The sequence below is a fragment of the Azonexus caeni genome (assembly GCF_048146105.1).
GTDB classification, from domain to species: Bacteria; Pseudomonadota; Gammaproteobacteria; order Burkholderiales; family Rhodocyclaceae; genus Azonexus; species Azonexus aromaticus_B.
Genome location: NZ_JBKJAD010000012.1, coordinates 54,206 through 78,987 on the forward strand (window position 1 = coordinate 54,206; position 24,782 = coordinate 78,987).

The 24,782-nt window shown below is 66.6% G+C and carries 24 protein-coding genes; 16 read left to right on the forward strand and 8 right to left on the reverse strand.

Going from position 1 to position 24,782, the window contains the following annotated elements:
* Positions 1-119: 119 nt before the first annotated feature.
* Positions 120-1,955: a TolC family outer membrane protein gene (locus ACLIIZ_RS12550; protein ID WP_416692550.1), complete on the forward strand. Its 1,836-nt coding sequence runs from the start codon at positions 120-122 to the stop codon at positions 1,953-1,955.
* A 92-nt stretch (positions 1,956-2,047) separates the two neighbouring features.
* Here ACLIIZ_RS12550 and ACLIIZ_RS12555 read toward each other — a convergent pair whose 3' ends face one another.
* Positions 2,048-2,758 (reverse strand): response regulator transcription factor, encoded by a 711-nt coding sequence (locus tag ACLIIZ_RS12555; RefSeq protein ID WP_416692552.1) that lies wholly within the window; start codon positions 2,756-2,758, stop codon positions 2,048-2,050.
* Positions 2,759-2,827: 69 nt separating this feature from the next.
* Between ACLIIZ_RS12555 and ACLIIZ_RS12560 the strand changes: the two genes are divergently transcribed.
* The 8 genes from ACLIIZ_RS12560 to ACLIIZ_RS12595 all read left to right on the forward strand — a co-directional run bounded on the left by ACLIIZ_RS12560 (position 2,828) and on the right by ACLIIZ_RS12595 (position 12,274).
* Positions 2,828-3,310, forward strand: a complete 483-nt coding sequence (locus tag ACLIIZ_RS12560) for a hypothetical protein (RefSeq protein ID WP_416692555.1) — start codon at positions 2,828-2,830, stop codon at positions 3,308-3,310.
* Positions 3,307-5,688, forward strand: coding sequence for an ATP-binding protein (locus ACLIIZ_RS12565; protein WP_416692556.1), 2,382 nt, complete (start codon positions 3,307-3,309; stop codon positions 5,686-5,688). Before ACLIIZ_RS12560 ends, ACLIIZ_RS12565 begins: the two co-directional genes overlap by 4 nt.
* The gene (locus tag ACLIIZ_RS12570; RefSeq protein WP_416692558.1) at positions 5,685-6,062 is read left to right on the forward strand and encodes a response regulator; all 378 of its coding nucleotides are present in this window, start codon (positions 5,685-5,687) and stop codon (positions 6,060-6,062) included. The genes ACLIIZ_RS12565 and ACLIIZ_RS12570 overlap by 4 nt, the downstream gene beginning before the upstream one ends.
* Positions 6,063-6,134: 72 nt before the next feature.
* Positions 6,135-6,434 (forward strand): c-type cytochrome, encoded by a 300-nt coding sequence (locus ACLIIZ_RS12575; protein ID WP_416692560.1) that lies wholly within the window; start codon positions 6,135-6,137, stop codon positions 6,432-6,434.
* Between the two features lie 65 nt (positions 6,435-6,499).
* Positions 6,500-7,777: an MFS transporter gene (locus ACLIIZ_RS12580; protein WP_416692562.1), complete on the forward strand. Its 1,278-nt coding sequence runs from the start codon at positions 6,500-6,502 to the stop codon at positions 7,775-7,777.
* Positions 7,778-7,855: 78 nt separating this feature from the next.
* On the forward strand, positions 7,856-8,845 hold the full coding sequence (locus tag ACLIIZ_RS12585; RefSeq protein WP_416692564.1) for an efflux RND transporter periplasmic adaptor subunit: 990 nt from the start codon (positions 7,856-7,858) through the stop codon (positions 8,843-8,845).
* 1 nt (position 8,846) lies between these two features.
* Positions 8,847-12,053, forward strand: coding sequence for an efflux RND transporter permease subunit (locus tag ACLIIZ_RS12590; RefSeq protein WP_416692566.1), 3,207 nt, complete (start codon positions 8,847-8,849; stop codon positions 12,051-12,053).
* Positions 12,050-12,274 carry a YgaP family membrane protein gene (locus ACLIIZ_RS12595; protein WP_374323968.1) on the forward strand — a complete coding sequence of 75 codons (225 nt, stop codon included), beginning with the start codon at positions 12,050-12,052 and terminating at the stop codon, positions 12,272-12,274. Before ACLIIZ_RS12590 ends, ACLIIZ_RS12595 begins: the two co-directional genes overlap by 4 nt.
* 5 nt (positions 12,275-12,279) lie before the next feature.
* On the opposite strand, the gene ACLIIZ_RS12600 is transcribed toward ACLIIZ_RS12595, so the two are convergent.
* Both ACLIIZ_RS12600 and ACLIIZ_RS12605 read right to left on the reverse strand, forming a co-directional pair.
* Positions 12,280-12,495 (reverse strand): heavy-metal-associated domain-containing protein, encoded by a 216-nt coding sequence (locus tag ACLIIZ_RS12600; RefSeq protein ID WP_416692567.1) that lies wholly within the window; start codon positions 12,493-12,495, stop codon positions 12,280-12,282.
* Positions 12,496-12,552: 57 nt separating this feature from the next.
* The gene (locus ACLIIZ_RS12605; RefSeq protein ID WP_416692568.1) at positions 12,553-13,065 is read right to left on the reverse strand and encodes a TIGR00645 family protein; all 513 of its coding nucleotides are present in this window, start codon (positions 13,063-13,065) and stop codon (positions 12,553-12,555) included.
* Between the two features lie 388 nt (positions 13,066-13,453).
* Here ACLIIZ_RS12605 and ACLIIZ_RS12610 point away from each other — a divergent pair, with 388 nt between their 5' ends.
* Both ACLIIZ_RS12610 and ACLIIZ_RS12615 read left to right on the forward strand, forming a co-directional pair.
* Positions 13,454-14,776, forward strand: coding sequence for a hemolysin family protein (locus tag ACLIIZ_RS12610; RefSeq protein ID WP_416692570.1), 1,323 nt, complete (start codon positions 13,454-13,456; stop codon positions 14,774-14,776).
* Positions 14,773-15,081 (forward strand): hypothetical protein, encoded by a 309-nt coding sequence (locus ACLIIZ_RS12615; protein ID WP_416692571.1) that lies wholly within the window; start codon positions 14,773-14,775, stop codon positions 15,079-15,081. The genes ACLIIZ_RS12610 and ACLIIZ_RS12615 overlap by 4 nt, the downstream gene beginning before the upstream one ends.
* A gap of 4 nt (positions 15,082-15,085) precedes the next feature.
* On the opposite strand, the gene ACLIIZ_RS12620 is transcribed toward ACLIIZ_RS12615, so the two are convergent.
* The 4 genes from ACLIIZ_RS12620 to ACLIIZ_RS12635 are packed head-to-tail and all read right to left on the reverse strand — an operon-like array spanning position 15,086 to position 19,711.
* Entirely contained in the window at positions 15,086-16,294 is a 1,209-nt protein-coding gene (locus ACLIIZ_RS12620) for an ABC transporter permease (protein ID WP_416692573.1), read from the reverse strand.
* Positions 16,285-16,995 (reverse strand): ABC transporter ATP-binding protein, encoded by a 711-nt coding sequence (locus ACLIIZ_RS12625; RefSeq protein ID WP_416692576.1) that lies wholly within the window; start codon positions 16,993-16,995, stop codon positions 16,285-16,287. The genes ACLIIZ_RS12620 and ACLIIZ_RS12625 overlap by 10 nt, the downstream gene beginning before the upstream one ends.
* On the reverse strand, positions 16,992-18,275 hold the full coding sequence (locus ACLIIZ_RS12630) for an efflux RND transporter periplasmic adaptor subunit (protein ID WP_416692579.1): 1,284 nt from the start codon (positions 18,273-18,275) through the stop codon (positions 16,992-16,994). The genes ACLIIZ_RS12625 and ACLIIZ_RS12630 overlap by 4 nt, the downstream gene beginning before the upstream one ends.
* A complete protein-coding gene (locus tag ACLIIZ_RS12635) occupies positions 18,272-19,711 on the reverse strand; it encodes an efflux transporter outer membrane subunit (RefSeq protein WP_416692581.1) in 1,440 nt (479 codons plus the stop codon). Before ACLIIZ_RS12635 ends, ACLIIZ_RS12630 begins: the two co-directional genes overlap by 4 nt.
* A 118-nt stretch (positions 19,712-19,829) precedes the next feature.
* On the opposite strand from ACLIIZ_RS12635, the gene ACLIIZ_RS12640 reads away from it, so the two are divergent.
* The 3 genes from ACLIIZ_RS12640 to ACLIIZ_RS12650 are packed head-to-tail and all read left to right on the forward strand — an operon-like array spanning position 19,830 to position 23,162.
* On the forward strand, positions 19,830-21,395 hold the full coding sequence (locus tag ACLIIZ_RS12640; protein ID WP_416692584.1) for a DUF4139 domain-containing protein: 1,566 nt from the start codon (positions 19,830-19,832) through the stop codon (positions 21,393-21,395).
* Between the two features lie 25 nt (positions 21,396-21,420).
* Positions 21,421-22,287: an NAD(P)-dependent oxidoreductase gene (locus ACLIIZ_RS12645; protein WP_416692586.1), complete on the forward strand. Its 867-nt coding sequence runs from the start codon at positions 21,421-21,423 to the stop codon at positions 22,285-22,287.
* The gene (locus tag ACLIIZ_RS12650; protein ID WP_416692588.1) at positions 22,284-23,162 is read left to right on the forward strand and encodes an NAD(P)-dependent oxidoreductase; all 879 of its coding nucleotides are present in this window, start codon (positions 22,284-22,286) and stop codon (positions 23,160-23,162) included. The genes ACLIIZ_RS12645 and ACLIIZ_RS12650 overlap by 4 nt, the downstream gene beginning before the upstream one ends.
* A 2-nt stretch (positions 23,163-23,164) precedes the next feature.
* On the opposite strand, the gene ACLIIZ_RS12655 is transcribed toward ACLIIZ_RS12650, so the two are convergent.
* Positions 23,165-23,638, reverse strand: coding sequence for a transcriptional repressor (locus tag ACLIIZ_RS12655; protein WP_416692590.1), 474 nt, complete (start codon positions 23,636-23,638; stop codon positions 23,165-23,167).
* A 152-nt stretch (positions 23,639-23,790) separates the two neighbouring features.
* Between ACLIIZ_RS12655 and dksA the strand changes: the two genes are divergently transcribed.
* Positions 23,791-24,222: an RNA polymerase-binding protein DksA gene (gene dksA, locus ACLIIZ_RS12660; RefSeq protein ID WP_416692592.1), complete on the forward strand. Its 432-nt coding sequence runs from the start codon at positions 23,791-23,793 to the stop codon at positions 24,220-24,222.
* Between the two features lie 51 nt (positions 24,223-24,273).
* Positions 24,274-24,780, forward strand: coding sequence for a ZrgA family zinc uptake protein (locus tag ACLIIZ_RS12665; protein ID WP_416692594.1), 507 nt, complete (start codon positions 24,274-24,276; stop codon positions 24,778-24,780).
* The last annotated feature ends 2 nt before the right edge of the window (positions 24,781-24,782 follow it).

Here is a 24,782-nt window from a genome sequence, read left to right on the forward strand (position 1 = left end):
TTCACCTAAAATCGGGATCGGCTATATGATAAGTATTCCGTTCCCCAAAGAGATTCCTTGTGTCGTCTCGGTCTCCGGGCTTTCGGCATGAGGTTGAATCGGTTCATTGCGAGTCCCTCATGAAAATCAAAACCATCACATTGTTACTGGCGACCGCGGTTTTTTCCACCGCCGGTTTCGCTCAGGATTCTGCTCCGACGGAAGTTCAACAGGCGCTGCGTCAGGTCGCCCAGCAGGCGGTGCAGAAAAGCCCGGAAGTGACCATCAAGTGGCGCAACTACAAGGCCGCCGAAGAAGAAGTCGGCGTCGCCCGCGGCGGCTACTTCCCGAAACTCGATCTGACGGCCGGGGCCGGTCGCGAGAGCCTGGAAGTGCCGGGTTCCGCCAAGGACACCTACACCCGGCGCGGTTACGCGCTGACCTTGAGCCAGATGCTGTTCGACGGCTTCGCGACGCGCAGCGAAGTGCGCAAGCTGGGCAAGGCCAAGCTGGTGCGCTACTACGAGTTGCTCGAAGCCTCGGAAAACGTCGCCCTCGAAGCCAGCAAGGCCTACGTCGACGTGCTGCGCTACCGCTCGTTGGTCGCGCTGGCCGAAGACAACTACGTGCGCCACAAAGCGACCCATGACCAGATCAAGGCACGCACCGCCTCCGGCGTCGGCCGCCGGGTCGATCTCGATCAGGCGGCCAGCCGGCTGGCGCTGGCCGAGGTCAACCTGACCACCGAGACCGCCAACCTGCATGATGTGATGGCGCGCTACCAGCGTCTGGTCGGCGAACTGCCGGCCGGCACGCTGACGCCGCAGCAACTGACCGGCGCGGCGTTGCCGGCGAGCCCGAAGGCGGCGCTCGACGTGCTCTACAAGCGCAACCCGACGCTGCTGGCAGCGGTCGAGAACATCGAAGCGGCGCAATACGACGTCGAAGGCCGGCGCGCCGCCTACATGCCGCGCGTCGATCTGCGGGCGCGCACCGAGACGACCAAGAACTACCAGGGCGTCAGCGGCGACCGCGACCAGAACGTCGCCGAAGTCGTGATGTCGTGGAACCTGTTCAACGGCGGCTCGGACACGGCGCGCGAACGGCAATACGTCGAGCGCAAGCACATGGCGCTGGAAATGCGCGAGAAGGCTTGCCGCGACACCCGGCAGACGCTGTTGATCGCCTACAACGACGTGCAGCGCCTGCGCGACCAGAAGGAAGACCTGACGACGCAGGTGGCACTGCTCGAGAAGACGCGCGACGCCTACCGCGAACAGTTCAACATCGGCCAGCGCACGCTGCTCGACCTGCTCGATACCGAAAACGAACTGCTGGCGGCGAAGCGCTCGCTGGTCAATGCCGATACCGACCTGACGCTGGCCTACCTGCGCAGCCAGGCCGGGATGGGTTCGTTGCTCGAGTTCATGGGCCTGCAGAAGCTGGAGACGGCGACGCCGGAAACTGGCGAACTGGCCGACGTCGACGCGGCGACGCTGTGCCCGCCGGAGCCGGTGGCGCTGACCGGTACGCCGCGCGCCGATCTCGATGCCCGGGCGCAGGACATGATGGGCAAGAAACTGCCCGTGGTGACGCCGCCAGTGGAGGGGGCTGATGTTCAGGCGCGGGTTCGTTCCTGGGCGCAGGCTTGGTCGGCAAAGGATTACGCGGCTTACACCGCCTTCTATGCGCCGACCTTCACGCCGGATGGTGGTTTGTCGCGTGAAGACTGGAACCAGTTGCGCCGCCAGCGCATCATGCCGCGCGAGGCGATCTCGGTGACGGTGGATAAGCTGAATGTGCAGATGCACGGCGAGGACAGGGCGACGGCGAAATTCGAGCAGACCTATCGTTCGAACATTTTCAACGATCGCGTCCTGAAGACTCTCGAAATGATCCGCAAGGATGGCAAGTGGTTGATCAACGGTGAGAGTTCGACGCCTTGCGTGGGCAACACCGTCGGCGGTTGCCAGTAAGCAGTCTCGTTCATGATCCCCTCCCGTAAGGGGGGGCAGCAAAAAGCCGGAGCGACGCTCCGGCTTTTTGTCGTTTGAGCAAATTCCCGCAGTCAGGCGTGTTCGACGGGAGCGACGAAAACATAGCCCTGCGAGCGCAGGGTTTTGATGAAGCCCGAACCGTCAGGCTGATTGCCCAGAATGCGGCGAATCTGGCTGACGTGGACGTCGATGATGCGGTCGTAAGGGATGTACTCCCTCTTGAGAACCCGGGACAACTGCTCGCGTGACAAGGGCTCGAACGGATGTTCGAGGAAGGCCATCAGCAGCGCAAATCCCGAGACGCCGATGGAAACCGGAGAGCCTTTGCCGTCGGTCAGTTCCCGCGAGGCAGTGTCGAGTGTCCAGTGGCCGAAGCGGAAGCGTCGTAGCTCTCCCTTGGGCTGCGGGATGCTGGGGCGCGTCTGGCAGCGTCGTAACAGTCTGCGGGTCCGGGCGAGCAATTCCCGCATGTTGCAGGGTTTGGGAAGGAAATCGTCGGCGCCGATCTCGATGCCGATGATGCGCTCGATTTCGTCCGAGCGCGTCGAGTGGATGAGCACCGGGATTTCGGATTGTTGTCGCAACTGGCGCAGCAGTTCGAGTCCGTCCGCATCGGGAAGGCTCAGATCCAGGATGACGATGTCGGGCCTTTTTCCTAGCTGAAGCCACATGGCGGCGCCGTTTTCAGCGAAAATGCTGCCGATGCCTGCGGAGGCGAAGGTTGCAGACAGCACGTGACGTGTTCCGGGGTCGTCTTCGACAATCAGGGCGGTCTGGTTCATGGACAGGATGGTTATGCTTGGTGGGTGCATTGTATTTCATTGTAAAAGGAAGTGCTTGCACTAAGCGGCATGCCAGTGCTGGCGGGAATCCGCTTTTTACCAATCTTCAACCTTATTGGCCGGCGATCGCGGGAGAATCTTACGGTATTCAACCAGGACGATGCGAATGGAAAGATGCTGATACCCAGGGAGTTGGAGGGATTCGATGTGGCGGCTGCGGTCGAGCGCATGCTCGACCGACCCGAGCTCTGGTGGCAGGCTGTTGGTCTGTTTGTCATGCATTTTTCGGATTGGCTGTCGCGCTGGCAGGGTGCTCTGGGTGAAGATGCCGCGGAGCGCAAGCAAGTCCACGCCTTGCGCAGTGCCGCCGAGAATATCGGAGCGGTGAGGCTCGCCGCTGCAGCGGCAAGTCTCGAAGCAGCGTTGCTCGGGCGGCTGGCAGGTCGGGAGGTGGCGATCAGCGACGACTGTCGTGCCGAACTGACGGCAGCGTATCTCGCCACCATGGCGGTGCTTGCCAAGGGGGGGGCTGGCCCGGTGGGGAAGGCGTGAATCGGGAGCCCGAGCAGGCGACTTTCGGCCAGCATCTGGTCCGGATCAATCTGCAGGTTCTCCTGCCGGTGTTTCTCGGGCTGCTGTTCTTCATCCTGATCCTCAGCGCCTGGCTTGATGTACGCAACCTGATCGAGGAAGGTCAAGCCAGGATGTTCCTGCTCGGCGACGTCGTTGCCGAGAGTCTGGTGCGGGATGATGTCGCGTTGGCCAGGGGGCCGGCAGAGTCGCTCCGCGATGTCATCGATTTTCGCCGTCTGCTGATCTACCGTACCGACGGCAGCGTGTTCTTCGAATTGCGCGCCGCCACGGCGACGCCCTTTATGGCGGGGTATCCGCACGAAACGGGGGATGGTTACCTCCTCTCCTGGGACAGGATAGATTTTTTTCGGCGTATCTGGCACCGGGGGAGCGATCTTGGCCTGGTGCAGGTGAGTATCGGATTCGATGGCCTGTATCGGCAATTGCTCGGTAACGCGGCACTGATTCTGGTCGTGTTCGCTGCGGGGCTCTGGGTGATTCTTCGCCGTCTGGGAGCTCGGGTCGAAAGCAGCTTGCGGCCGCTCGACCTGCTCGACGAGACAATGGCGGAAATCTCGATTGGTCATCTCGATATTCGTGCGGCACCGTCCGAAATCATGGAGTTCAACCGCCTGAGCGATGGTTTCAACCAGATGATTGCGCAGATCCGCGAGCGCGATCACTGGTTGGCGACCCACTTGGGCAATCTCGAGCAGATCGTCGAACAGCGCACCCGCGAATTGCGCCAGGCGAAGGAGGTCGCGGAAGCTGGCAGCCACGCCAAAAGCGAGTTTCTGGCGATGATGAGTCACGAGATACGGACGCCGATGAACGGTGTGCTGGGGATGACCGAGTTGTTGCTCAATACCGACCTGACGCCGACGCAGCGTCAGTTTGTCGAAGCGGTGGATCGCTCGGGGCGACATCTGCTGACGATCATCAACGACGTCCTCGATTTTTCGAAGATCGAGGCCGGTCATCTCGAACTGGAGGTGCAGGATTTTGATCTGCGCGCCCTGCTTGAAGAGTCGGTGGAATTGTTCTCCCAGCCGGCAAGCAAGAAGGGGCTCGCCCTGATGATCGAGTTACCGGCCGGGCGCAGCCTGAAGCTGCGCGGCGACGCCCTGCGCTTGCGCCAGGTGGTCGCCAACCTGCTCAACAACGCGATCAAATTCACCGACGAAGGCGAGATCGTCGTCAGTCTGCTCCTGTTGTCCGGCGAAGCCGGGAGTGTGGCTTTCGAACTCAAGGTCCGGGACAGCGGCATTGGCATCCCGCAGGACGCGCAGGCCCGGATTTTCGAGCATTTTGCCCAGGCTGACGGGTCGACCTCGCGGCGCTTCGGTGGTACCGGTCTGGGCTTGACCATCTGTCGCCAACTGATCGAAATGATGGGGGGGCGGATCAGCGTCGACAGCCGGCCTGGTCATGGCTCCTGTTTTACCGTGGCCCTGAGCTTGCCGATAGCGGAAACCCCTGAACTGTCGGCCGATCAGGCGAATGAAGAGACGACGCTGCGTCGGGTGGCGCTACCCTCGCTCGACGAGCAATACTTGCCGGCGCGTTTGCGCGGACGTGTGCTGTTGGCCGAAGACAACGAAAGCAACCAGATCGTCGCCCGTACCCATCTCGAGCGCTTCGGCCTGCAGGTTCTGCTGGTCGGTAACGGCCAGCAGGCACTCGATCTACTGGAGAGTGAACCCTTCGATCTGGTGTTGATGGATTGCCAGATGCCGGTGGTGGATGGCTTTGCCGCTTGTGCCGAGTTACGCCGCCGCGAACAACGCGCCGGTTTGCCGCGGGTGCCGGTAGTCGCGCTCACCGCCAATGCCATGCGCGACGACCGCAAGCGCTGTCTGGCGGCAGGCATGGACGATTATCTGGCCAAGCCTTACCGTGGCGACGAAATGCTCGCCGTGCTCGAGCGCTGGTTGCCGCGCGAGCGGCGCAAATCGAGCGGGCCGAGCGTGCCGAACGGCGGGGTCGAGGCGTCGGCCGGCTTGCCGATCGATCCGGCCGCTTTCGACCAGCTCCGTGCCTTGGCGCCGAACGGCGCGAGCGCCCTGATCCGGCAACTGATCGACGCTTATCTGCGCGGCGCCAGGAAGCATTGGGAAGCGTGCGAGAAGGCCGTTGCCGGAGGCGATCTGGAATTGCTGGCGCAGTCCTGTCATGCCTTGAAGTCGAGTAGCTTCAATGTCGGCGCCCTGCGCTTTGCCGGTTTGTGCCGGGAAATCGAATCGTTAAGCCAGGAAGCGGCGCGCGATGAAGTGCAGGCGCTTTATCCTGGCCTGCAGGCCGAATGGCATGCGGTGAGCGACGCCCTGGGCGTCATGTTGGCGGGGGATGCGTCATGAGTCAGCGGTGTTTGCGGGTATTGGCGGCGGACGACGATCCGACGATGGCGATCCTGTTACGGGCGGTGCTGCAGGCGCCGGCATTCGAACTCGTCGTTGCCGGCAATGGCGCGGATGCCTTGCGCGCCGCCAGCGCTCAGGATGCCTTCGATATCGCCTTGCTCGATGTCGAGATGCCGGAGGTCGATGGCTTGCAAGTGGCAGCGCAGTTGCGTCGGCAGTTTGGTGAGCGTCTGTGCATCGTGCTGCTGACCGGACGCGAGGATGCGGCCTTCGTTGCCGCACAACAGAGTTTGCGGGCGCAATATCTGCCGAAACCGGTAGACTGGACGCAACTGCCGCAACGCCTGCGCGATTGGTCGGCCGAGCGCTGATCCCGTTTTGGCCGCTGGGCGCCGAAGCGGGTACACTGCGAAAAAAGCGATTGTGAACAGATGGAGGGGAAAATGAAAAAGAGTGTGTTGTTGCTGGCGGGACTGTTTGTTGCCATTTCGGCGCAGGCTTCGGAAGATCTGGCCAAGGCCAAGAACTGCATGACCTGTCATGCCCTGCAGAAGAAGATCGTCGGTCCGTCCTACAAGGACATTGCCGCCAAGCGGGCGGCTGAAAAAGGGGCGGAGGCGGCGCTTGCCGCCAAGATCAAGAACGGTAGCAAGGATGAGTGGGGCCAGGTACCGATGCCGGCCAACGCGGTCACCGACGCCGAGGCGAAGACCCTCGCCAAGTGGGTGCTGACGATCAAGTAAGCACGCCGCTCGCGTGATCCCAGGCGCCCGCAGAGGCGCCTTCAAATACAAATCGAGGAGACTGCATGGGACCGTTGACGCCCGAACAGAGGCGGCGGCGCTGGCTGGCGCTCGCCGTCGTCGCCGTTGCCTACATCCTGTCGTTTTTCCAGCGCTTCGCGCCGGCCGGCATCGCTCAGGACCTGGCGGCGACTTTTCAGACCTCGGCGGCGTCGCTTGGGGTACTGGCGGCGACCTATTTCTACATCTACACGCTGATGCAGATTCCCACCGGGATTCTCGCCGACACCCTCGGGCCACGGCGCATCCTGGCGCTGGGCGGCCTGGTCGGCGGTATCGGCAGCCTGCTCTTCGGCTTCGCGCCCAGCCTCGATCTGGCGCTCGCCGGTCGGACGCTGGTTGGGCTCGGCGTCTCGGTGACCTTCATCGCCATGCTCAAGCTGATCGCCGTCTGGTTCGAGGAAAGCCGCTTCGCGACCATGGTCGGCATCTGCATGCTGGTCGGCAATCTCGGCTCGGTTCTTGCCGGTGCGCCCTTGTCGGCGATGGCCCAGGCGACCGGCTGGCGCGGCGTGTTCATCGGCGTTGGCGGCCTGTCGCTGGTGCTGGCGGCACTGTGCTGGCTGATCGTGCGCGATGCGCCGGGCACCGGCCAGTCGGCGCCGCGTCCCCGCTTCGATCGCACCGTCGTCCTCTCCGGCCTGCTCGCGGTCCTGCGCAACCGCTCGACCTGGCCGGCGGCGCTGGTCAATACCGGCATGTCGGGCGCCTTCTTCACCTTCGCCGGCTTGTGGGCGACGCCTTACCTGATGCAGGTGCATGGCATGGCGCGGGCGGTCGCGGCCAACCACCTGTCGCTATGGTTCGGCGGCTTCGCCGTTGGCTGCCTGTTCATCGGCGGCCTGTCCGATCGTCTCGGCCGGCGCAAGCCGGTGATGATCGCCGTCTCGCACGTCTATGTGGCGATCTGGCTGGTCCTGCTGTCCTGCGCGACGATGCCGTTGCCGCTGTCCTATGCGCTGTTCGCGCTGCTCGGTCTGAGCACCGCCGGCTTCAGCCTGACCTGGGCCTGCGCCAAGGAAGTCAATCCGCCGTTGCTTTCCGGGATGTCCACCAGCATCGCCAACATGGGCGGTTTCCTCTGCGCGGCGATCATGCAGCCGGTCGTCGGCTGGATCATGGATCTCGGCTGGCAGGGCGAGATGGTCGGCGGCGCCCGCGTCTACGACCTTGCCACCTGGCAGCACGGCGTGCTGGCTGCAACCTTGTGTGCCGTCCTGGGGGCAGCGGCCAGTTGGCGCATCCGGGAAACCCGCTGTCGCAATATCTGGCAAGCCAACTGAAACGCACCGCCTGAGCAGGGTGGTCGTACAATGGAGACGCCTTGCTTCGGGGTTGTAAATTAGCGTATGCTTATATTTATGAAACCGTTCCTCCTGCGCTCCCTTGTCCTCGCCTGCCTGCTTGCCGCTACCGGCGTGCGAGCCGCGGATTCCCTGCCCGTCGTCACTGTCGCGCCGCACGCGGTCGACTTGGCGTTCCCTGCCGAAGCCGTCGTGGAGGCGGTGCAGCAGGCGACGGTCGGCACGCAGATTGCCGGCCGCGTCCTCGAAGTCCATGCCGACGCCGGCCAGTCGGTAGCCAAGGGCACCCTGCTGATGCGCATCGACGGCCGCGAGGCGGCGGAGGCGGCGCGCGCCGCCGAAGCGCAGTACGCGATGGCCAAGCTCAATTACGAACGGCAGCGCCAGCTCAAGGAACAGAAATTCGTCAGCCAGGCGGCGGTGGACAAGGCCAAGGCCGATTTCGACGCCGCCGCCGCCAACCGTAGCGCCGCCGGCGCCAGCCAGAGCCACGCCAGCATCGTCGCGCCGATGGCCGGCATCGTCGCCCGTCGGCATGCCGAGCCGGGCGACATGGCGATGCCAGGCGCGCCGCTGTTCACCCTCTACCAGCCGGGCAGTCTGCGCGTCACGGCGAGCATTCCGCAACACCGTCTGCCGGCGATGCGTGGCGTGACGACGGCGCGCGTCGAATTCCCGGAGCTCGGTAAATGGGTCGATGCGACGACGATCCAGTTGCTGCCGACGGCCGATGCGGCAACCCATGTCAGCACCGTGCGCGTCGGCCTGCCGGCGCTGCCCGATGTCGTTCCCGGCATGTTCGCGCGGGTGCATTTCGTCACCGGCCAGGCCCAGAAACTGACCGTGCCGGCCGCCGCCGTCGTCCGCCGCGGCGAGGTCGCGGCGGTCTATGTGCAGGCCGCCGACGGTCGTCTGCTGCTGCGCCAGTTGCGCCTCGGCGAAGCCGTCGGCAAGGGCGAGATCGAAGTGCTGGCCGGCCTCGCCAGCGGCGACAAGGTGGTCGTCGATCCGGTCAAGGCGGCGATTTCCCTGAAGTCGGGCAAGTAGCATGGCGACCGACCAGACGACGCTCGGCCTTTCCGGGCGCATCGCCGCCGCCTTCCAGTCATCGCGCATGACGCCGCTGCTGGCGCTGGTCGCCTTCCTGCTCGGTCTCTTTGCGACGCTGGTGACGCCGCGCGAGGAAGAACCGCAGATCGACGTGACGATGGCCGACGTGCTGGTCGCCTGGCCGGGCGCATCGGCGAGCGACGTCGAAAATCTGGTGGCGACGCCGGGCGAGCAGGTGCTGTCGCGCATGCACGGCGTCGAGCACGTCTATTCGATGGCGCGCCCGGGCATGGCGGTGATCACCGTGCAGTTCAAGGTTGGCGTCAAATACAACGACGCCGTGCTGCGCCTGCACGACACGGTGATGGCGCACCGCGACTGGCTGCCGCCCAGCCTCGGCGTGCGCGACCCGGTGATCAAGCCGCGCGGCATCGACGACGTGCCGATCGTCTCGCTGACCTTCCATACCAGCGATCCGGCGCGCTCGGCCTACGACCTGCAGCAGGTCGCCCGCGCCGTCGAGATCGAACTGAAACGGATCAAGGGCACGCGCGACGTGTCCACGCTCGGCGGTCCCGACCATGCCGTGCGCGTCCTGCTCGACGCCGAGCGCATGAACGCCTTCGGCGTCACGCCGCAGGACATCGCCGGCGCGCTGACCGTCTCCAACGACCTGCAGTCGTCGGGCAGCCTGATCGCCGGCAACCGCGACATCCTGGTGCAGACCGGCACCTACCTCGAATCGGCGGCCGACGTCCGGCGCCTGGTGGTTGCCGTCGTCGACCGCAAGCCGATCTACCTCGGCGACGTCGCCCGCGTCGAGGACGGTCCCGACCAGCCGAAGCGCTACGCCTGGTTCGGCAGCAGCGCCGGCGAGTTCCCGGCGGTCACCATCCAGCTCTCCAAGCAGCCCGGCGTCAATGCCGCCGACATCGCCGACGCGGCGATCGCCCGCATCGACAGCCTGAAGAATGTCGTCATCCCGGACGGCGTCGAGGTCACGGTCACCCGCAACTACGGCCAGACGGCGACCGAGAAGGCGCAGAAGCTGATCGGCAAGCTGGTCTTTGCCACCGCCTTCGTCGTCGCCCTGGTCTTCTTCGCGCTCGGCCGGCGCGAGGCGGTGATCGTCGGCGTCGCCGTGACGCTGACCCTGGCGGCGACGCTGTTCGCTTCCTGGGCCTGGGGCTTCACGCTGAACCGGGTGTCGCTGTTCGCGTTGATCTTCTCGATCGGCATCCTGGTCGACGACGCCATCGTCGTCGTCGAGAACATCCACCGCTGGCAGGCGCTGCACCCGGACAAGGGGCTGCTGGAGATCATCCCCGGCGCCGTCGATGAAGTCGGCGGGCCGACCATCCTGGCGACCTTGACGGTGATCGCCGCGCTGCTGCCGATGGCCTTTGTCTCCGGCCTGATGGGCCCGTACATGAGCCCGATCCCGATCAACTCGTCGATGGGCATGGCGCTGTCGCTGGCCATTGCCTTCGTCGTCACGCCGTGGCTGGCGGCGCGGCTGATGAAGGCGCACGGCCCCACCGCCGGCAGCCACGCCCCGTCGAAGCTCGACGCGACGCTGGACCGCACTTTCCGCCGCTTGCTGACGCCCTTCCTCGATCCGGCGAAGGGCGCTGCCGCCCGCCTCAAGCTCGGGCTGGCCGTCGTCCTGCTGATCGCCGGTTCGGTGTCGCTCGCCTACTTCCAGCTGGTCGTCCTGAAGATGCTGCCTTTCGACAACAAGAGCGAATTCCAGGTCGTTGTCGACATGCCGGCCGGGACGCCGGTCGAGGAAACGGCGCGGGTGCTGCAGGAGATCGGCGGCGAACTGGCCAAGGTGCCGGAAGTCGTCAATTACCAGGCCTACGCCGGCACCGCCAGCCCGATCAACTTCAACGGCCTGGTCCGCCAGTACTACCTGCGCGCGGCGCCGGAAAAGGGCGACATCCAGGTCAACCTGGTCGACAAGCATGAGCGCTCCCGGCAGAGCCACGAGATCGCCGTCTCCGTGCGCGACGCCATTGAAGCCGTCGGCAAGCGCAACGGCGGGGTCGCCAAGGTGGTCGAAGTGCCGCCCGGGCCGCCGGTGATGTCGCCGATCGTCGCTGAAATCTACGGTCCCGATTACGCCGGCCAGATCGCCGTCGCCCGCCAGGTGCGCCAGGCTTTCGCGGCGACCGCCGACATCGTCGCCATCGACGACTACATCGACGCCGACGCCCGCAAGTTCGTCCTCCACGTGCTGCAGGCGAAGGCCGCGCAGCTCGGCGTCGCCCAGCGCGACATCGTCGACGTCGTCGGCATGGGGCTGTCCGGCCTCGACGTGACGCCGGTGCGCAACACCGAATCGAAGTTCGCGGTGCCGGTGCGCATCGTCCTGCCGCCCGAGCAACTCTCCTCGCTCGACAGTCTGCTCAAGCTCCGCGTCCGTTCGCGCGAAGGCCGTCTGGTGCCGGTTTCGGAACTGGTCGAAGTGCGCGAGCTGGCGCGCGAGAAGACCATCTACCACAAGGACCTGCTGCCGGTCGTCTATGTCGTCGGCGACATGGGCGGCAAGCTCGATTCGCCGCTCTACGGCATGTTCGACATCCGCAGCAGGATCAACGGCATGGCACTGAAGGAAGGCGGCACGCTCGGCGAATGGTTCATCCGCCAGCCGGGCGACCCCTACGCCGGCTACAGCGTCAAGTGGGACGGCGAATGGCAGGTCACCTACGAAACCTTCCGCGACATGGGGCTGGCCTACGCGGTCGGCCTGATCCTGATCTACCTGCTGGTCGTCGCCCATTTCGGTTCGTATCTGGTGCCGCTCATCATCATGGCGCCGATCCCGCTCACCATCATCGGCGTCATGCCCGGCCACGCGCTGTTCGGCGCTCAATTCACGGCGACCTCGATGATCGGCATGATCGCGCTGGCCGGCATCATCGTCCGTAATTCGATCCTGCTGGTCGATTTCATCAAGCTGCAGGTCGCCGCCGGCATGGATTTCCACGACGCGGTGATCCAGTCGGCGGCGGTACGGGCCAAGCCGATCGCCCTCACCGCGCTGGCCGCCATGCTCGGCGCCATGTTCATCCTCGACGACCCGATCTTCAACGGCCTGGCCCTGGCGCTGATCTTCGGCATCCTGGTGTCGACGCTGCTGACCCTGGTCGTCATCCCCGTCCTCTACTTCGCCGCTTTCCGCAAGGAGCATCACTCATGACCACCGAACGCTACATCCGCATCATGGCCGGCTTTTTCGTCATGCTGTCGCTCGCCCTCGGCTGGCAGGGATCGCCGATCTTCGTCTCGGAATGGTTCCTCGCCTTCACCGCCTTTGTCGGCCTCAACCTGTTCCAGAGCGGCTTCACCGGCTTCTGTCCGCCGGAAAAGCTGCTCAGGAAGCTCGGCGTCAAATCCGGCGGCAGCGGCTGCGGCTGCTGAACTGCTCAGTGCGTCGTATATTCGGCGCTGAAGCCGGCGTCGGTGATCGCCTGCAGGATTTCCTCCGGGCAGACGAAGTTGCCGTGCTCGACATCGGTGATGCCGCTTGCCGGCTCGATCTCGAGATGCTCGATACCCGGTAGGTCCTGAATCGCGTTGGCCAGCGCCCGCACGCATTGCGCGTCGCGCAGGCCGGCGACCTTGAATGACTGTCTGTGCATGATGCCCTCCGCGCTGCCTGTGGGGATGTCCCTTAGGCAGCGCCGCGGGCAGCAAGTTCACTCCTCGGCGTGGTGCTTGCCGCCGAGTTTGTCCATGACCGCGTAGAGCACGCCGGAAATGACGAAAGTCATGTGGATGCCGACCTTCCAGGCCAGTTGTTCGTTGCTGTGCGAGCCGACGTGCATGAAGGCCTTGAGCAGTTCGATCCCGGAAATGGCGACGATCGAGCCGATCAGCTTCATCTTCAGGTCGGCGAAGCCGACATGGCCCATCCAGTTCGGGCGGTCCTCGTTGTCGCCGGTGTTGATCTTCGAGACGAAGTTCTCGTAGCCGGCAAAGACGATGATGATCAGCAGGTTGGCGATCATCACGACGTCGATCAGCGTCAGGATGCCGATGATGATGTCGCTGCCGTCGGCGCTGAAGACCTGCGGCGCGAGCTTGAAGAACTCCTTGACGAACTTGATCAGCAGGATGCCGATGGCGAGGATCAGCCCGATATAGAAGGGGGCGAGCAGCCAGCGGCTGTTGAACATCAGGACTTCGAGCTTGTGTTCGAGCGATTTCATGGTTTTCTCCGTAGGGATGGGGTGCGTTATTGTGCAATGCCGCATGCGGCAAATCCATTTCCGGCAAGGGGTGGGGGCAGTGATGCGCATGCTTTTGCTGCGTGAGCAAATGGAGGCCGGAGGCGTCAAGGCGGGGCTTGGGGCGGCGTTGCCATGACTTTGGCAAGCGCCGGGCTTTCTTCGAGCAAAGACTTCGGTTTTATCGATCGGTCGGCGCCGGCGAGGCGGGCGGCGGACGATGGCAAGCGTCGCCGAATTGCGGCATGATCCGCTCTGTCCGCAACTCAAGAAAGGCTGGGCGGCGCCCTCTGGGGCCGCAGCATGAAGCATTCTCCCGTTTTACCGAGCATCGCAATTTCCTTGTTTGCCGTTGGCGGAGGCTACTGACATGGAAATCTTTCTACTGGTCGCGCTGATCGTCCTCAACGGCGTGTTCGCGATGTCCGAAATCGCCCTCGTCACCGCCCGTCGCGCCCGTCTTGCCAAGCTGGCCGAAGATGGCGACGGTGCCGCCGCGGTAGCAATGCAGTTGGGCGAAGACCCGACCCGCTTCCTGTCCACGATCCAGATCGGCATCACCTCGATCGGCATCCTCAACGGCATCGTCGGCGAGGCCGCGCTCGCCGGGCCGCTCGCCGTCTGGTTGCAAGGCTGGGGGGCCGATCGGGACCTCAGCGAAATCGGCGCCACGGTGCTGGTCGTCGTCGTCATCACCTATGTCTCGATCGTCGTCGGCGAACTGGTGCCGAAGCGGATCGGCCAGATCAACCCCGAGGGCATCGCCCGCCTGGTGGCACGGCCGATGAACTGGTTGGCCATCCTGTCGCGGCCTTTCGTCCTCTTCCTGTCGAATTCGACGGCCCTCTTGCTGCGCTTGCTCGGGCAGCGGGAAAGCCGCGGCCCGAGCGTCACCGAGGAAGAAATCCACGCCATGTTGGTCGAAGGCTCGGCCGCTGGCGTCATCGAGAAGAACGAGCACGACATGGTGCGCAACGTCTTCCGCCTCGACGACCGACAGCTCGGTTCGCTGATGGTGCCGCGCTCGGAAATCGTCTGGCTCGACATCAAGCGCCCGCTCGACGAGAACCTGGCAATCATCACCGAATCCGACCACGCCCGTTTCCCGGTCTGCCGCGATGGGCTGGAGAACATCATCGGCGTCCTCAATGCCCGCCAGTTGCTCGGCAAGACGCTGCGCGGCAGTACGCCCGGACTCGATGAAAAGCTGCAGCCGGCGGTCTATGTGCCGGAGTCGCTGACCGGCATGGAACTGCTCGAACAGTTCCGCAGTTCCGGCACCCACCTCGTATTCGTCGTCGATGAATACGGCGAGGTGCAGGGCATGGTGACGCTGCAGGACCTGGTCGAGTCGGTGACCGGCGAGTTTGTCCCGAAGAACAAGGAAGACGCCTGGGCGGTGCAGCGCGAGGATGGCTCCTGGCTGCTCGACGGCCTGATCCCGGTGCTCGAACTGAAGGACACGCTCGGCTTGAAGAGCGTTCCGGAAGAGGAGAAAGGCCGCTACCACACCTTGTCCGGCATGCTGATGCTGCTCCTCGGCCGTCTTGCCGAGACCGGCGACCGCCAGGTCTGGGAAGGCTGGACACTGGAAGTCGTCGATCTCGACGGCAAGCGGATCGACAAGGTGCTGGCAACGCCGTTGCCGGAAGTGCCGCCGGCGACCGCGAGCGAGGCGGAGCCGACGCCGTGAACGGCGTTGCCGCGGCTACCCCCGGGGGCGGTTTCTTCGCGCCGCGCTGGCGTGGCCAGGTGGCCTTGCGCCGTCTGTTCTGGTGGGACCTGCTCGCCGTCGGCACGCTGCTCAACGCCGGTTTCGCGGTCTTCGCGCTGATCCTGCTGACGCAGGGGCTGGCCGGAGGGGCCTGGTTCGCGCTGCAGGCGCTGATCCTGCCCTACAACCTGTTCCTGGTGGCGACCGTCTGGCGCCATCCGCAGACCTCGACCGCGGCGCGCTCGGTCGCCCTGACCTGGTTGGGGGTCTGCCTGCTGGTCTGAAGCCTTACTCGTGGCGCAGCGCCTCGATCGGATCGAGGCGTGCCGCACGGCGCGCCGGCATGTAGCCGAAGAGGACGCCGATCGCCGCCGAGAAGCCGAAAGCGGTCAGGTTGATCGCCGGTGAGAACAGGAAGGGCATGTTCATCAGCGCGGTCAGGCCGAGGCAGGCGACGAAGGCGAGGGCGATGCCGAGCAGGCCGCCGAAGGCGGAGAGCGCCACCGCCTCGATCAGGAACTGCAGCAGCACTTCCTTCTCCAGCGCGCCGATGGCCAGCCGGATGCCGATTTCCCGCGTCCGTTCGGTGACCGAGACCAGCATGATGTTCATGATGCCGATGCCGCCGACCAGCAGGCTGACCGCGGCAACTGCGCCGAGCAGCGCGGTCATCGTGCCGATGGTGCCGGACAGCGTTTCGGCAATCTGCTTGGTGTCCATCACGTTGAAATTGTCGTCGGCGTTTTCGGCCAGCTTGCGCCGCTCGCGCAGCAGGCTGCGCAACTGGGCGATCGCCACTTTCGAGTCGCTGCCGTCCTTGAGCGAGACCATGATGCCGCCGATGTCCAGGCTGCCGGTCAGACGGCGCTGCGCGGTCCGTAGCGGCAGCAGCACGGTATCGTCCTGGTCCTGGCCCATGCCGCCCTGGCCCTTGGCGGCGAGCAGGCCGATCACCTCGCAGTCGAAGGACTTGACGCGGATGCTGTTGCCGAGCGGGCTGGCGTTGCCGAACAGCTCCTTGCGCACGGTCTGGCCGATGATGCAGACGGCCTTGCCGGCGCTTTCCTCGTCGTCGGCGAAACGGCGGCCGCTGGCCAGCTTCCAGTTGCCGGCGATGAAATAATCGTTGCTCGTGCCGTTGACCGTCGACGACCAGTTGCGGGTGCCGGCGACCAGCGTCACCGCGCTGCCGACGGTCGGCGCTACCGCCTGCAGGCCGCCGACCTGCTGGCGGATCGCCTCGATGTCGGCAATCCGGAATTTCGGCGCGCCGGCGCTGTCGCGCCCGGGACCGAGGCGCTGGCCGGGCATAACCATCAGCAGGTTGCTGCCGAGGCTGGAAATCTGCTCGGCGACCATGCGCGTCGCGCCGTTGCCCAGCGTCACCATGGTGATTACCGCGGCGACGCCGATGACGATGCCGAGCACGGTCAGGAAGGAGCGCAGCAGGTTGCGGCGGATTTCGCGCAGGGCGAGCAGCAGGGCGTTCAGGAGCATGATGTCTGGCGGGTGTCGCAGTCGACGCGGCCGTCGACGAAATGCACGCTGCGGCTGGCGTAGGCCGCCATGTCCGGTTCGTGGGTGACCATGACGATGGTGATGCCCTGTTCGCGGTTGAGCGCCACCAGCAGTTCCATGATCTCGTGGCTGCGCTGGCTGTCGAGGTTGCCGGTCGGCTCGTCGGCGAGCAGCAGCAGCGGATTGGTGACGATGGCGCGGGCGATCGCCACGCGCTGCTGCTGGCCGCCGGAAAGTTCGGCCGGCGTGTGCTCCTCGCGTTCGGCCAGGCCGACCCGTTGCAACGCGGCGCGCGCCGCCGCATGGCGCTGGGCGACCGGTTCGCCGCGGTAGAGCAGCGGCAGTTCGACGTTTTCCAGCGCCGTCGTGCGCGCCAGCAGGTTGAAGCCCTGGAAGACGAAACCCAGGCAGTGGCGGCGCAGCAGCGCGCGCTGGTTGCGGTCGAGTTCTTCGACGGCGATGCCCTGGAAGCGGTAGGAGCCGCTGCTCGGCGTATCGAGGCAGCCGAGCAGGTTCATCGCCGTCGATTTGCCGGAACCGCTCGGCCCCATGACGGCGACGAACTCGCCGGCGGCGATCGCGAGGTCGATGCCGCGCAGCGCCTGGAAGGCGATGTCGCCGCTGCCGTAGGTCTTGGTGATGGCGCGCAGTTCGATCAGCGGCGCGGTCGTTTCACTCACGGCTTGCCCGCCTGGTATTCGGTGATCACCGCCATGCCGGGCTGCAGTTCGCCGCCGGTGATCTCGGTCTGCCGGCCGTTGCTGACGCCGGTAACGACCGCGACCGGGCGTGGCTGGCCGTCGACCAGCACCCAGACCTGGCTGCCGCTGCCGTTGGCGGAAGCCGGACGGTTCTTCGGCGCATCCGGCGGTCTCGGCATCAAGCGCCGGAGGATGCTGCCGCTCGGCGCCGCTGCCGCGCTGGCGGCCGGCGTGTAGCGCAGCGCGGCGTTCGGCACCAGCAGCGCGTCGGCGCGTTCGGCGGTGACGATGGTGGCGCTCGCCGTCATGCCCGGGCGCAGCGCCAGATCGTCGTTGGCGACGTCGAGCACGGTCTTGTAGGTGACGACGTTGTCGGTCGTCGTCGAGCCCAGGCCGACGCGCCGGATGCTCGCCGGAAAGTGCCGCCCCGACCAGGCCGAGACGGTGAAGCTGGCCGGTTGCCCGGGTTTGACGCTGGCGACGTCGGCTTCATCGACCTTGACCTGCAGTTCCATGCGCGTCAGATCTTCGGCCAGGACGAACAGGACCGGCGTCGTCATCTGCGCGGCGACGGTCTGTCCGGGTTCGACCTTGCGCGTCAGGACGACGCCGTCGACCGGCGAGCGGATCGTCGCCTTGGTCAGGTTGGTCTCGTCGGTCTTCAGCGCCGCCCGCGCCTGCGCCACCTGCGCCAGGGCGCTGGCTTCGCTGGCGACGGCGCGCTGCACGGCGGCCTCGGCGGTGTCGAGTTCGCTGGGCGCCGGCACCTTGCCGCCGGACAACTCGGCGACCCGCCGCATGCGCGCCAGCGCCGCCCGGTTCTCGGCCAGCGTCGCCCGCGCCTCGGCGACGCTGGCTTCGGCCGCGGCGACGGCGGCGCGCGACTTGATCACCGCGTCGTCGAGCTTGGCCGGGTCGAGGCGGGCGAGCAACTGGCCTTTCCTGACGACGTCGTTTTCCTGGACCAGCACTTCGGCCAGCGTGCCCGACAGTTCGCTGCCGACATCGACCGACTTGGTCGGCTGCAGGGTGCCGCTGGCGCTGGCGGTGACGACCAGTTTGCCGCGCGCGGCGGGTTCGGTCAGATACTGTCCCGGCGCTTCGCCTTTGCTGCCGAGGGCCAGCCAGCCGACCAGGAGGAGCAGGGCGGCGCCGCCACCGGCCAGCCACCAGCGGCGGCGGGAAGCGGTCTGGCCGCGCTGGGCACCGGCCAGCAACTGGCGCAGCGCATCGGGAGTTCCGTTGGTTCTTTCGCTCATGGTGTTTCCGTGGCCGGCGCGGCAGCATCGTCCCAACCGCCGCCCAGCGCCTTGTAAAGTTTGATCAGTGTCGTCAGTTGCAGCGCCTCGGCGTTCGCCAGGCTGTCCTCGGCGCTGAGCCGGGTGCGTTCGCCGTCGAGCACGTCGCGGAAGTCGGTGAGGCCGGATTCGTAGAGCTGGCGGGCGAGCGTCGCCGCGTTGCGCGCCGCCTCCGCTGCCTGACGTCGGGCGACGATGCGCTGGCGGGCGGCGGCATGCGCGTAGAGGGCATTCTCGACCTCCTCCAGGGCGCCGAGCACGCTCTCCTCGTAGGCGTGCAGCGCTTCCTCGCGGCGCGCGTCCTGCGCGTCCACGGCGGCACGCAGGCGGCCGCCGTCGAACAGCGTCGCCGCCAGCGAGCCGGCCAGCGTGCGCAGCAGCGTGTCGCTACCGCCGAGCGCGCCCAGGCTGTAGGCCTGCCAGCCGAAACTGCCGCTCAGCGTCAGGCTGGGAAAGCGCGCCGCGAGCTTCTGCCCGGTGCGCGCGGTTTCCGCCGCCAGCGTGCGCTCGGCGGCGATCAGGTCGGGACGGCGGGTGAGGACGCGGGCCGGGATGTCGACCGCGAGGTCGGCCGGCACCTCCGGCAAGCCGTCGGCGGCGGCCAGCGAGGGATCAAGCGCGCCGGGCGCGGCGCCGAGGAGGACGGCGAGGCGGTTGCTTGCCTCGCGGGCGGCAATCTCCAGGTCGGGCAGGCTGGCCCGGGTCTGTTCGCGGTTGGCCACCGCCTGCTCGACGTCGAGACTGCCGGCCAGCCCGGCCTGCCGTCGCCAGTCGGCGATGCGCGCGCTCTCCTCCTGGGTGGCCAGGTTGTCGCGGGCGATTGCCAGGCGCTGCCGGGCACTGCGCAGATCGACGTAGTTCTGCGCCACCTCGGCGACCAGGGTGACGCGCACCTGTTCGAGGCTGGCCGCGGCCGCTGCGGCGTCGGCGTCGGCCGCTTCGACGGCACGGCGCTGGCCGCCGAAGAGGTCGATTTCCCAACGCGCGTCGAAGCCAGCATCGTACAACGTGCTGCTCGTCCCGGCGGCGTGGCTGCGGGTCTTGCCGGCGCTCGCCGAGAGCGTCGGCAATTGATCGCCGATGGCCTGGCGGCGCAGCGCCCGCGCCTGGCGCAGGCGGGCCTCGGCCTGCTTGAGGTCGAGGTTGGCGGTCAGGGCGCGGGCGATCAGGCTGTCCAGCGTTGCGTCGTCGAGTTGCTGCCACCAGCGGCGCAGCAGCGGGTCGATATCGCTGGTCGTCGCTACGGCCGGCTGGCTGTGCCATAGCGTTGGCAGCTTCAGCGCCGGCAAGCGGTAATCCGGGCCGACCGCCGGCAAGGAAGTGCAGGCGGCGAGCACGGCGCAGGCGAGCGCGGCGAGCACCTGGCGCGGTCGGAGGAGGGGGCTGGCTTCGGTCATGGCCGAATGATCCCCCGCCGCCTTGTTAAGTGCCGTTAAGAAGCGGTATGCGTTTGCTTCCGCCCTGGCCGCGGATGGCTCGCTATAATCCGCTGACCGCTTTCCCGAGTCCCTTGTCATGAAGCTGCCTATTCTCCTTCCCCTGTTCTTCGTCGGCTGTCTGCCAGCGCTGGCCGCGTCGAACGCGCCAGTCAGCCGGGTCGTGCTCTATCCGGGCAGCGCCTTGATCGAGCGTACCGCGAATGTGCGCGCCGGTGCTCAGGAATTGCAGATCGCCGGCCTGCCCGCCAGTTTCGACGTGGACAGCGTGCAGATCGAGGCCGATGCCGGGATCGAGATCGGCGAGCTGGTCTGGCGCGACAGCGCGCGCAGCGCGCCGCTCAACGCCGAGGAGGCGCGGCTGGAAAAGCTGGTCCGCCAGTTGAGCGAGCGCGTGGCGCAGCTTGACGGCGAGCGGCTGGCGGCGGAGCGCACGCTGAAGTATCTCGACGCGCTGGCTTCGCCCGGCGACGCCATCCACGACGGCAACCCGCAGCGTGTGCTCGACGCCCTGCGCCTGGGCGGCGTCCAGGCGCAGCGGCGCATCCTCGAGATCGACTCGGAAAAGCGCGACCTCGAACGCGAACTGCAGGCCCGCCAGCGCGACCTCGAACGCGTCCGCCCGGCGGTCGCCGCCGTCCGTCAGCTCGACCTGCGCCTGAACGCGCGGCGTGATGGCCGCGTCCGCCTGCGCTACCTGTTCGCCGAGGCCGGCTGGCGGCCGGCTTACCGCGCCAAGCTCGACAGCGACGGACGGCGGGTCGAGATCGAGCGTCTGGCACAGATCGCCCAGCGCAGCGGCGAGGACTGGAGCAAGGTCGAACTCGCGCTATCCACCGGCCAGCCGCAGCAGCGCGTCGCCGGTCCGCTGCCCGATCCCTGGAACCTCTCGCTGCGTCCAGAAGTGCGCCCCGAAGCGCGCGCCGTGATGCCGATGATGGCGGCCGCCCCGGCGCCCATGGCGAAACGTGGCGTGGCGGCGGACCAGGCTGCCGAGCCTTTGTTCGAGGTGGCGGTGACGCAGAGCGAATTCGCCACCGAATACGCGATTCCCGGCCGCATCGACCTGCCGGCCGACGGGCGCAAGGTGGCGGTGGCGCTGGGCAGCCTGCAGGTGCCGGTGGAGCTGCACGCGCAGGTGGCGCCGCGCCAGGACAAGGCCGCCTACCTGGTTGCCCGCGGCGCGCTGCCGGAAGGCGTCTGGCCTGCCGGTCCGCTGCAGATCTACCGCAACGGCGCCTACGTCGGCCAGACCACCTGGGATCCGGCGCAGGAAACGCGCTTGGAGCTGCCCTTCGGGCGTGACGAGAAGATCAAGGTGGCGGTGCGCAACCTGGCCGCCGACCAGGCGCGCGCCGGTTTCGTCGGCCAGCAGGCGGAACGGCGTCTCGCCGACGTGTTCACGGTGACCAACCAGCACGCGCGGCCGGTCGACATCCGCGTCATCGATGCCAGCCCGGTCGCCCGCGACAGCCAGATCGAGGTCGAGGCCAGCTTCCAGCCGCCGGTCACCGATAAAGACTGGGACGACCGGCCGGGCGTCGTCGCCTGGGAACAGCGTCTCGATGCCGGCGCGGCGGCCAGCTTCACCGCCGATTACCGCATCCGCTGGCCGAAAGAACGCAAAGTCATCGGCCTGCCCTGAACCCCAAACGAACGGAGATAACAAAATGAAGATCGGATTCATCGGCCTTGGCATCATGGGCCGCCCGATGGCCCTCAACCTGCTCAAGGGCGGCCACCAGGTCAGCGTCTGGGCGCGCCGTGCCGAATCGATGCAGCCCTTGCTCGACGCTGGCGCCAGCGGCGCCGCGTCGCCCGCCGAGGTGGCGCGCGGCCAGGAACTGGTGATTTCGATGGTCGCCGACGCGCCGGATGTCGCCGAAGTCATGCGCGGCGTCGCCAGCGCCGGCACGGCCGGGCTGGTCGCCGTCGACATGAGCACCATCGCGCCGGCAGCAGCCAAGGCCATCCACGCCGAACTGGCGGCGGCCGGCGTCGATTTCGTCGATGCGCCAGTGTCCGGCGGGGAAGTCGGGGCGATTGCCGGGACGCTTTCGATCATGGCCGGCGGTTCCGACGCCGCTTTTGCCCGCGCCGAGCCGGCATTTGCCTGCATGGGCAAGAACATCGTCCATGTCGGCGGCCCGGGGGCCGGGCAGGTGACCAAGGCAGCCAACCAGATCGTCACCGGCATGGGCGTGCTGGCGGTCGCCGAGGCGATGGCCTTCGCATCGAAAAACGGCGTCGACCGCGCCAAGGTGCGCGAGGCGCTGCTCGGCGGCTTCGCCTACTCGAAGATCCTGGAAAACCACGGCCAGCGCATGCTTGACCGCAACTTCAAGCCGGGCTTCAAGAGCTGGATGCATGAGAAGGACTTGAACATCGTCATGCAGACGGCGCACGAACTCGGTCTGTGCCTGCCCGGTTCGGCGGCAACCGCGCAGATGTTCAACGCGATGGTCGGCTCGGGGCTGGGCGAGGAGGATTCGATCGCCGTGCTGAAGCTGCTGGAAAGCCTGTCGGGGCAGGCATGAAGGTCGGTTTCATCGGCCTGGGCGCGATGGGGCGCCCGATGGCCTTGCACCTGCAGGCGGCCGGTCACGAGCTGCACGTCTGGGTGCGCCGCCCGGCCAGCGCCGACGGCCTGCCGGCCACCGTGCACCCGACGCCGGCCGCGCTCGGCGCGGCGTGCGAGGTGGTGTTCACTGTCATCACTTCCAGCGCCGACGTCGAAGGTGTGGCGCTTGGCGACAACGGCCTGATCCACGGCATGGCGCCGGGCAGCGTGCTGGTCGATTGCTCGACCATCGCTCCCGACGTTGCCCGGCGCATCGCCGGCCAACTGGCGGAGAAGGGCATCCACATGCTCGACGCGCCGGTCTCCGGCGGTGAGCAGGGGGCGATTGCCGCGACGCTGGCGATCATGGCCGGCGGCGACGCAGCGGTGCTCGAACGGGTGCGCCCGCTGCTCGAAAGACTCGGCCAGCGCATCGTCCATATCGGCCCCAACGGCGCCGGCCAGGTCGCCAAGGCCTGCAACCAGATGATCATGGTCGCCGCCATCGAGGCAGCCGCCGAAGCGATGCACCTGGCCAGGGCCGCCGGCGTCGATCCGGCCAAGGTGAAACAGGCGCTGGCCGGCGGTTCGGCCGGCTCGCGCGTGCTCGACATCATGGGCCAGCGCATGGTCGACCGCGATTTTTCGGCCGGCATCGAGGCCCGCCTGCACCACAAGGACTACGGGCTGGTCCTCGCAGCGGCGCGTCAGAGCGGCGTGCCGGTGGTGCTGACGGCGAGCGTCGCACAGCAATTGAACGCGCTGATGGCACTGGGTTTCGGCAAGGACGACACGAGTTCGCTGCTGCGCGTGCTGGAGGCGGGCCGGCCGGGCGTTTCAAGCATTGAGTAAATTTACTCAGGACTTGAAACGGTCTCCTGCTGCCCCGCGCAGCGCGGGCAGACCGCGCTGATTTCGACTTCCGGGCTGTCCAGGCGGTGGCCGGCGGCTTGCAGGCTGGCGAAGAGGCGGGCCGAGACGTCGGGGTCGCGCAGTTCGCTGACGCCGTTGCAGCGCGGGCAGAGCAGGAATAGCGCCGGCGACGGGTGGCTGCTGTGGCGGCAGGCGACGAACAGGTTGAGGCGGCCGATGCGGTGCGCCAGGCCCTGGGCGATCAGGAAATCGAGGGCGCGGTAGACGGTGGGAGGGGCGGCGTTGGGGCGGGTCTGCCGCATCTGTTCGAGGAGGTCGTAGGCCTTGATGCCGTTCGGCTGGCGACCGAGCAGCGCCAGTACTTCGCGGCGGATCGCGGTGAGGCTGGCGCCCTGTTGCCGGCAGCGGGTTTCGGCGCGCTCGAGCAACTCGGCTTCGGCATCGGGTTCAATCATTCTCGAAGTCGACTTGGTGGTGGGGATGCGATGTTATAACATCGCCCGTCCGCAATCGATAGCGTTGCGGTCGGGTGCGCAGCGTCGGTTCGGGTTGGCCGTGCCGGTTGCGGGCATGCCGCAGACGTCCCATGACGAACAAGGAAAGATCGATGTCACGATCCACTGCAAAACCGGGGTTGCCGAGCGAGGCCGAGCTGCTGTCAGCATCGGAAGATGAATACATGTCGCCGACCCAGCTGGCTTTCTTCCGCCAGCGCCTGCTCGACGAGGAGGCGGCGCTGCGCGGTGCTGCCGAAGAGACTACGCATCACCTGCAGGAGACGGCGGCCGAGCCTGATCCCAACGATCGCGCCAGCGCCGAAGAGGAACATGCGCTGGAACTGCGCGTGCGCGATCGCGAGCGCAAACTGTTGAAGAAGATCGACCAGGCGCTGAAGCGCATCGATGACGGCAGCTATGGCTGGTGCGAGGATACCGGCGAGCCGATCGGCATCGCCCGCCTGCTGGCGCGGCCGACCGCCAGCCTGTGCCTGGAGGCGCAGGAACGGCACGAACAGAGGCGGCGCCAGTTCGGCGGTTGAGGCCGGCGGTTGGTCCGCGGAGCAGCGTTTCGAACCAGGGAGGAATAGCCGATGAAGAAATCACCTCTATTGCTGCTTGCCCTGCTTGCGCTGCAAGCGGCGGCGCATGAGCAGCATGCCCACCAGCATGGGCTCGGCCAGCTTGGCATCGTCGTCGAAGGGGCGCAGCTGACGCTGTTGCTGGAGGCGCCGCAGCACGATCTGGTCGGTTTCGAGCGGGCGGCACGGAGCCCACGCGAACAACTGGCCGCCCAGGCGGCGCTGGAGAAGCTGCGCGCGCCGGCGCAGCTTTTCGTACCGACAGCGGCCGCGCAGTGCGCCTTGAGCGAACAGAAGGTCACTGCCCCGCTGCTTGACGGGCAAGGCGGCGGCGATGGTCACGGCGATATCGAAGCGCGCTATGTCTATCTTTGTGCCAACCCGCTGGCGCTCGATGGCCTGCGGGTCCAGGTCGGCGAGGCATTCCCGCGCCTGCGCGCGCTCGAAGTCAGTTTTGCCGGCCCGAAGGGGCAGAAGGCCGGTCGCGTGGATATCCGGCAGCCGGTCTTCTCCTGGTAGGC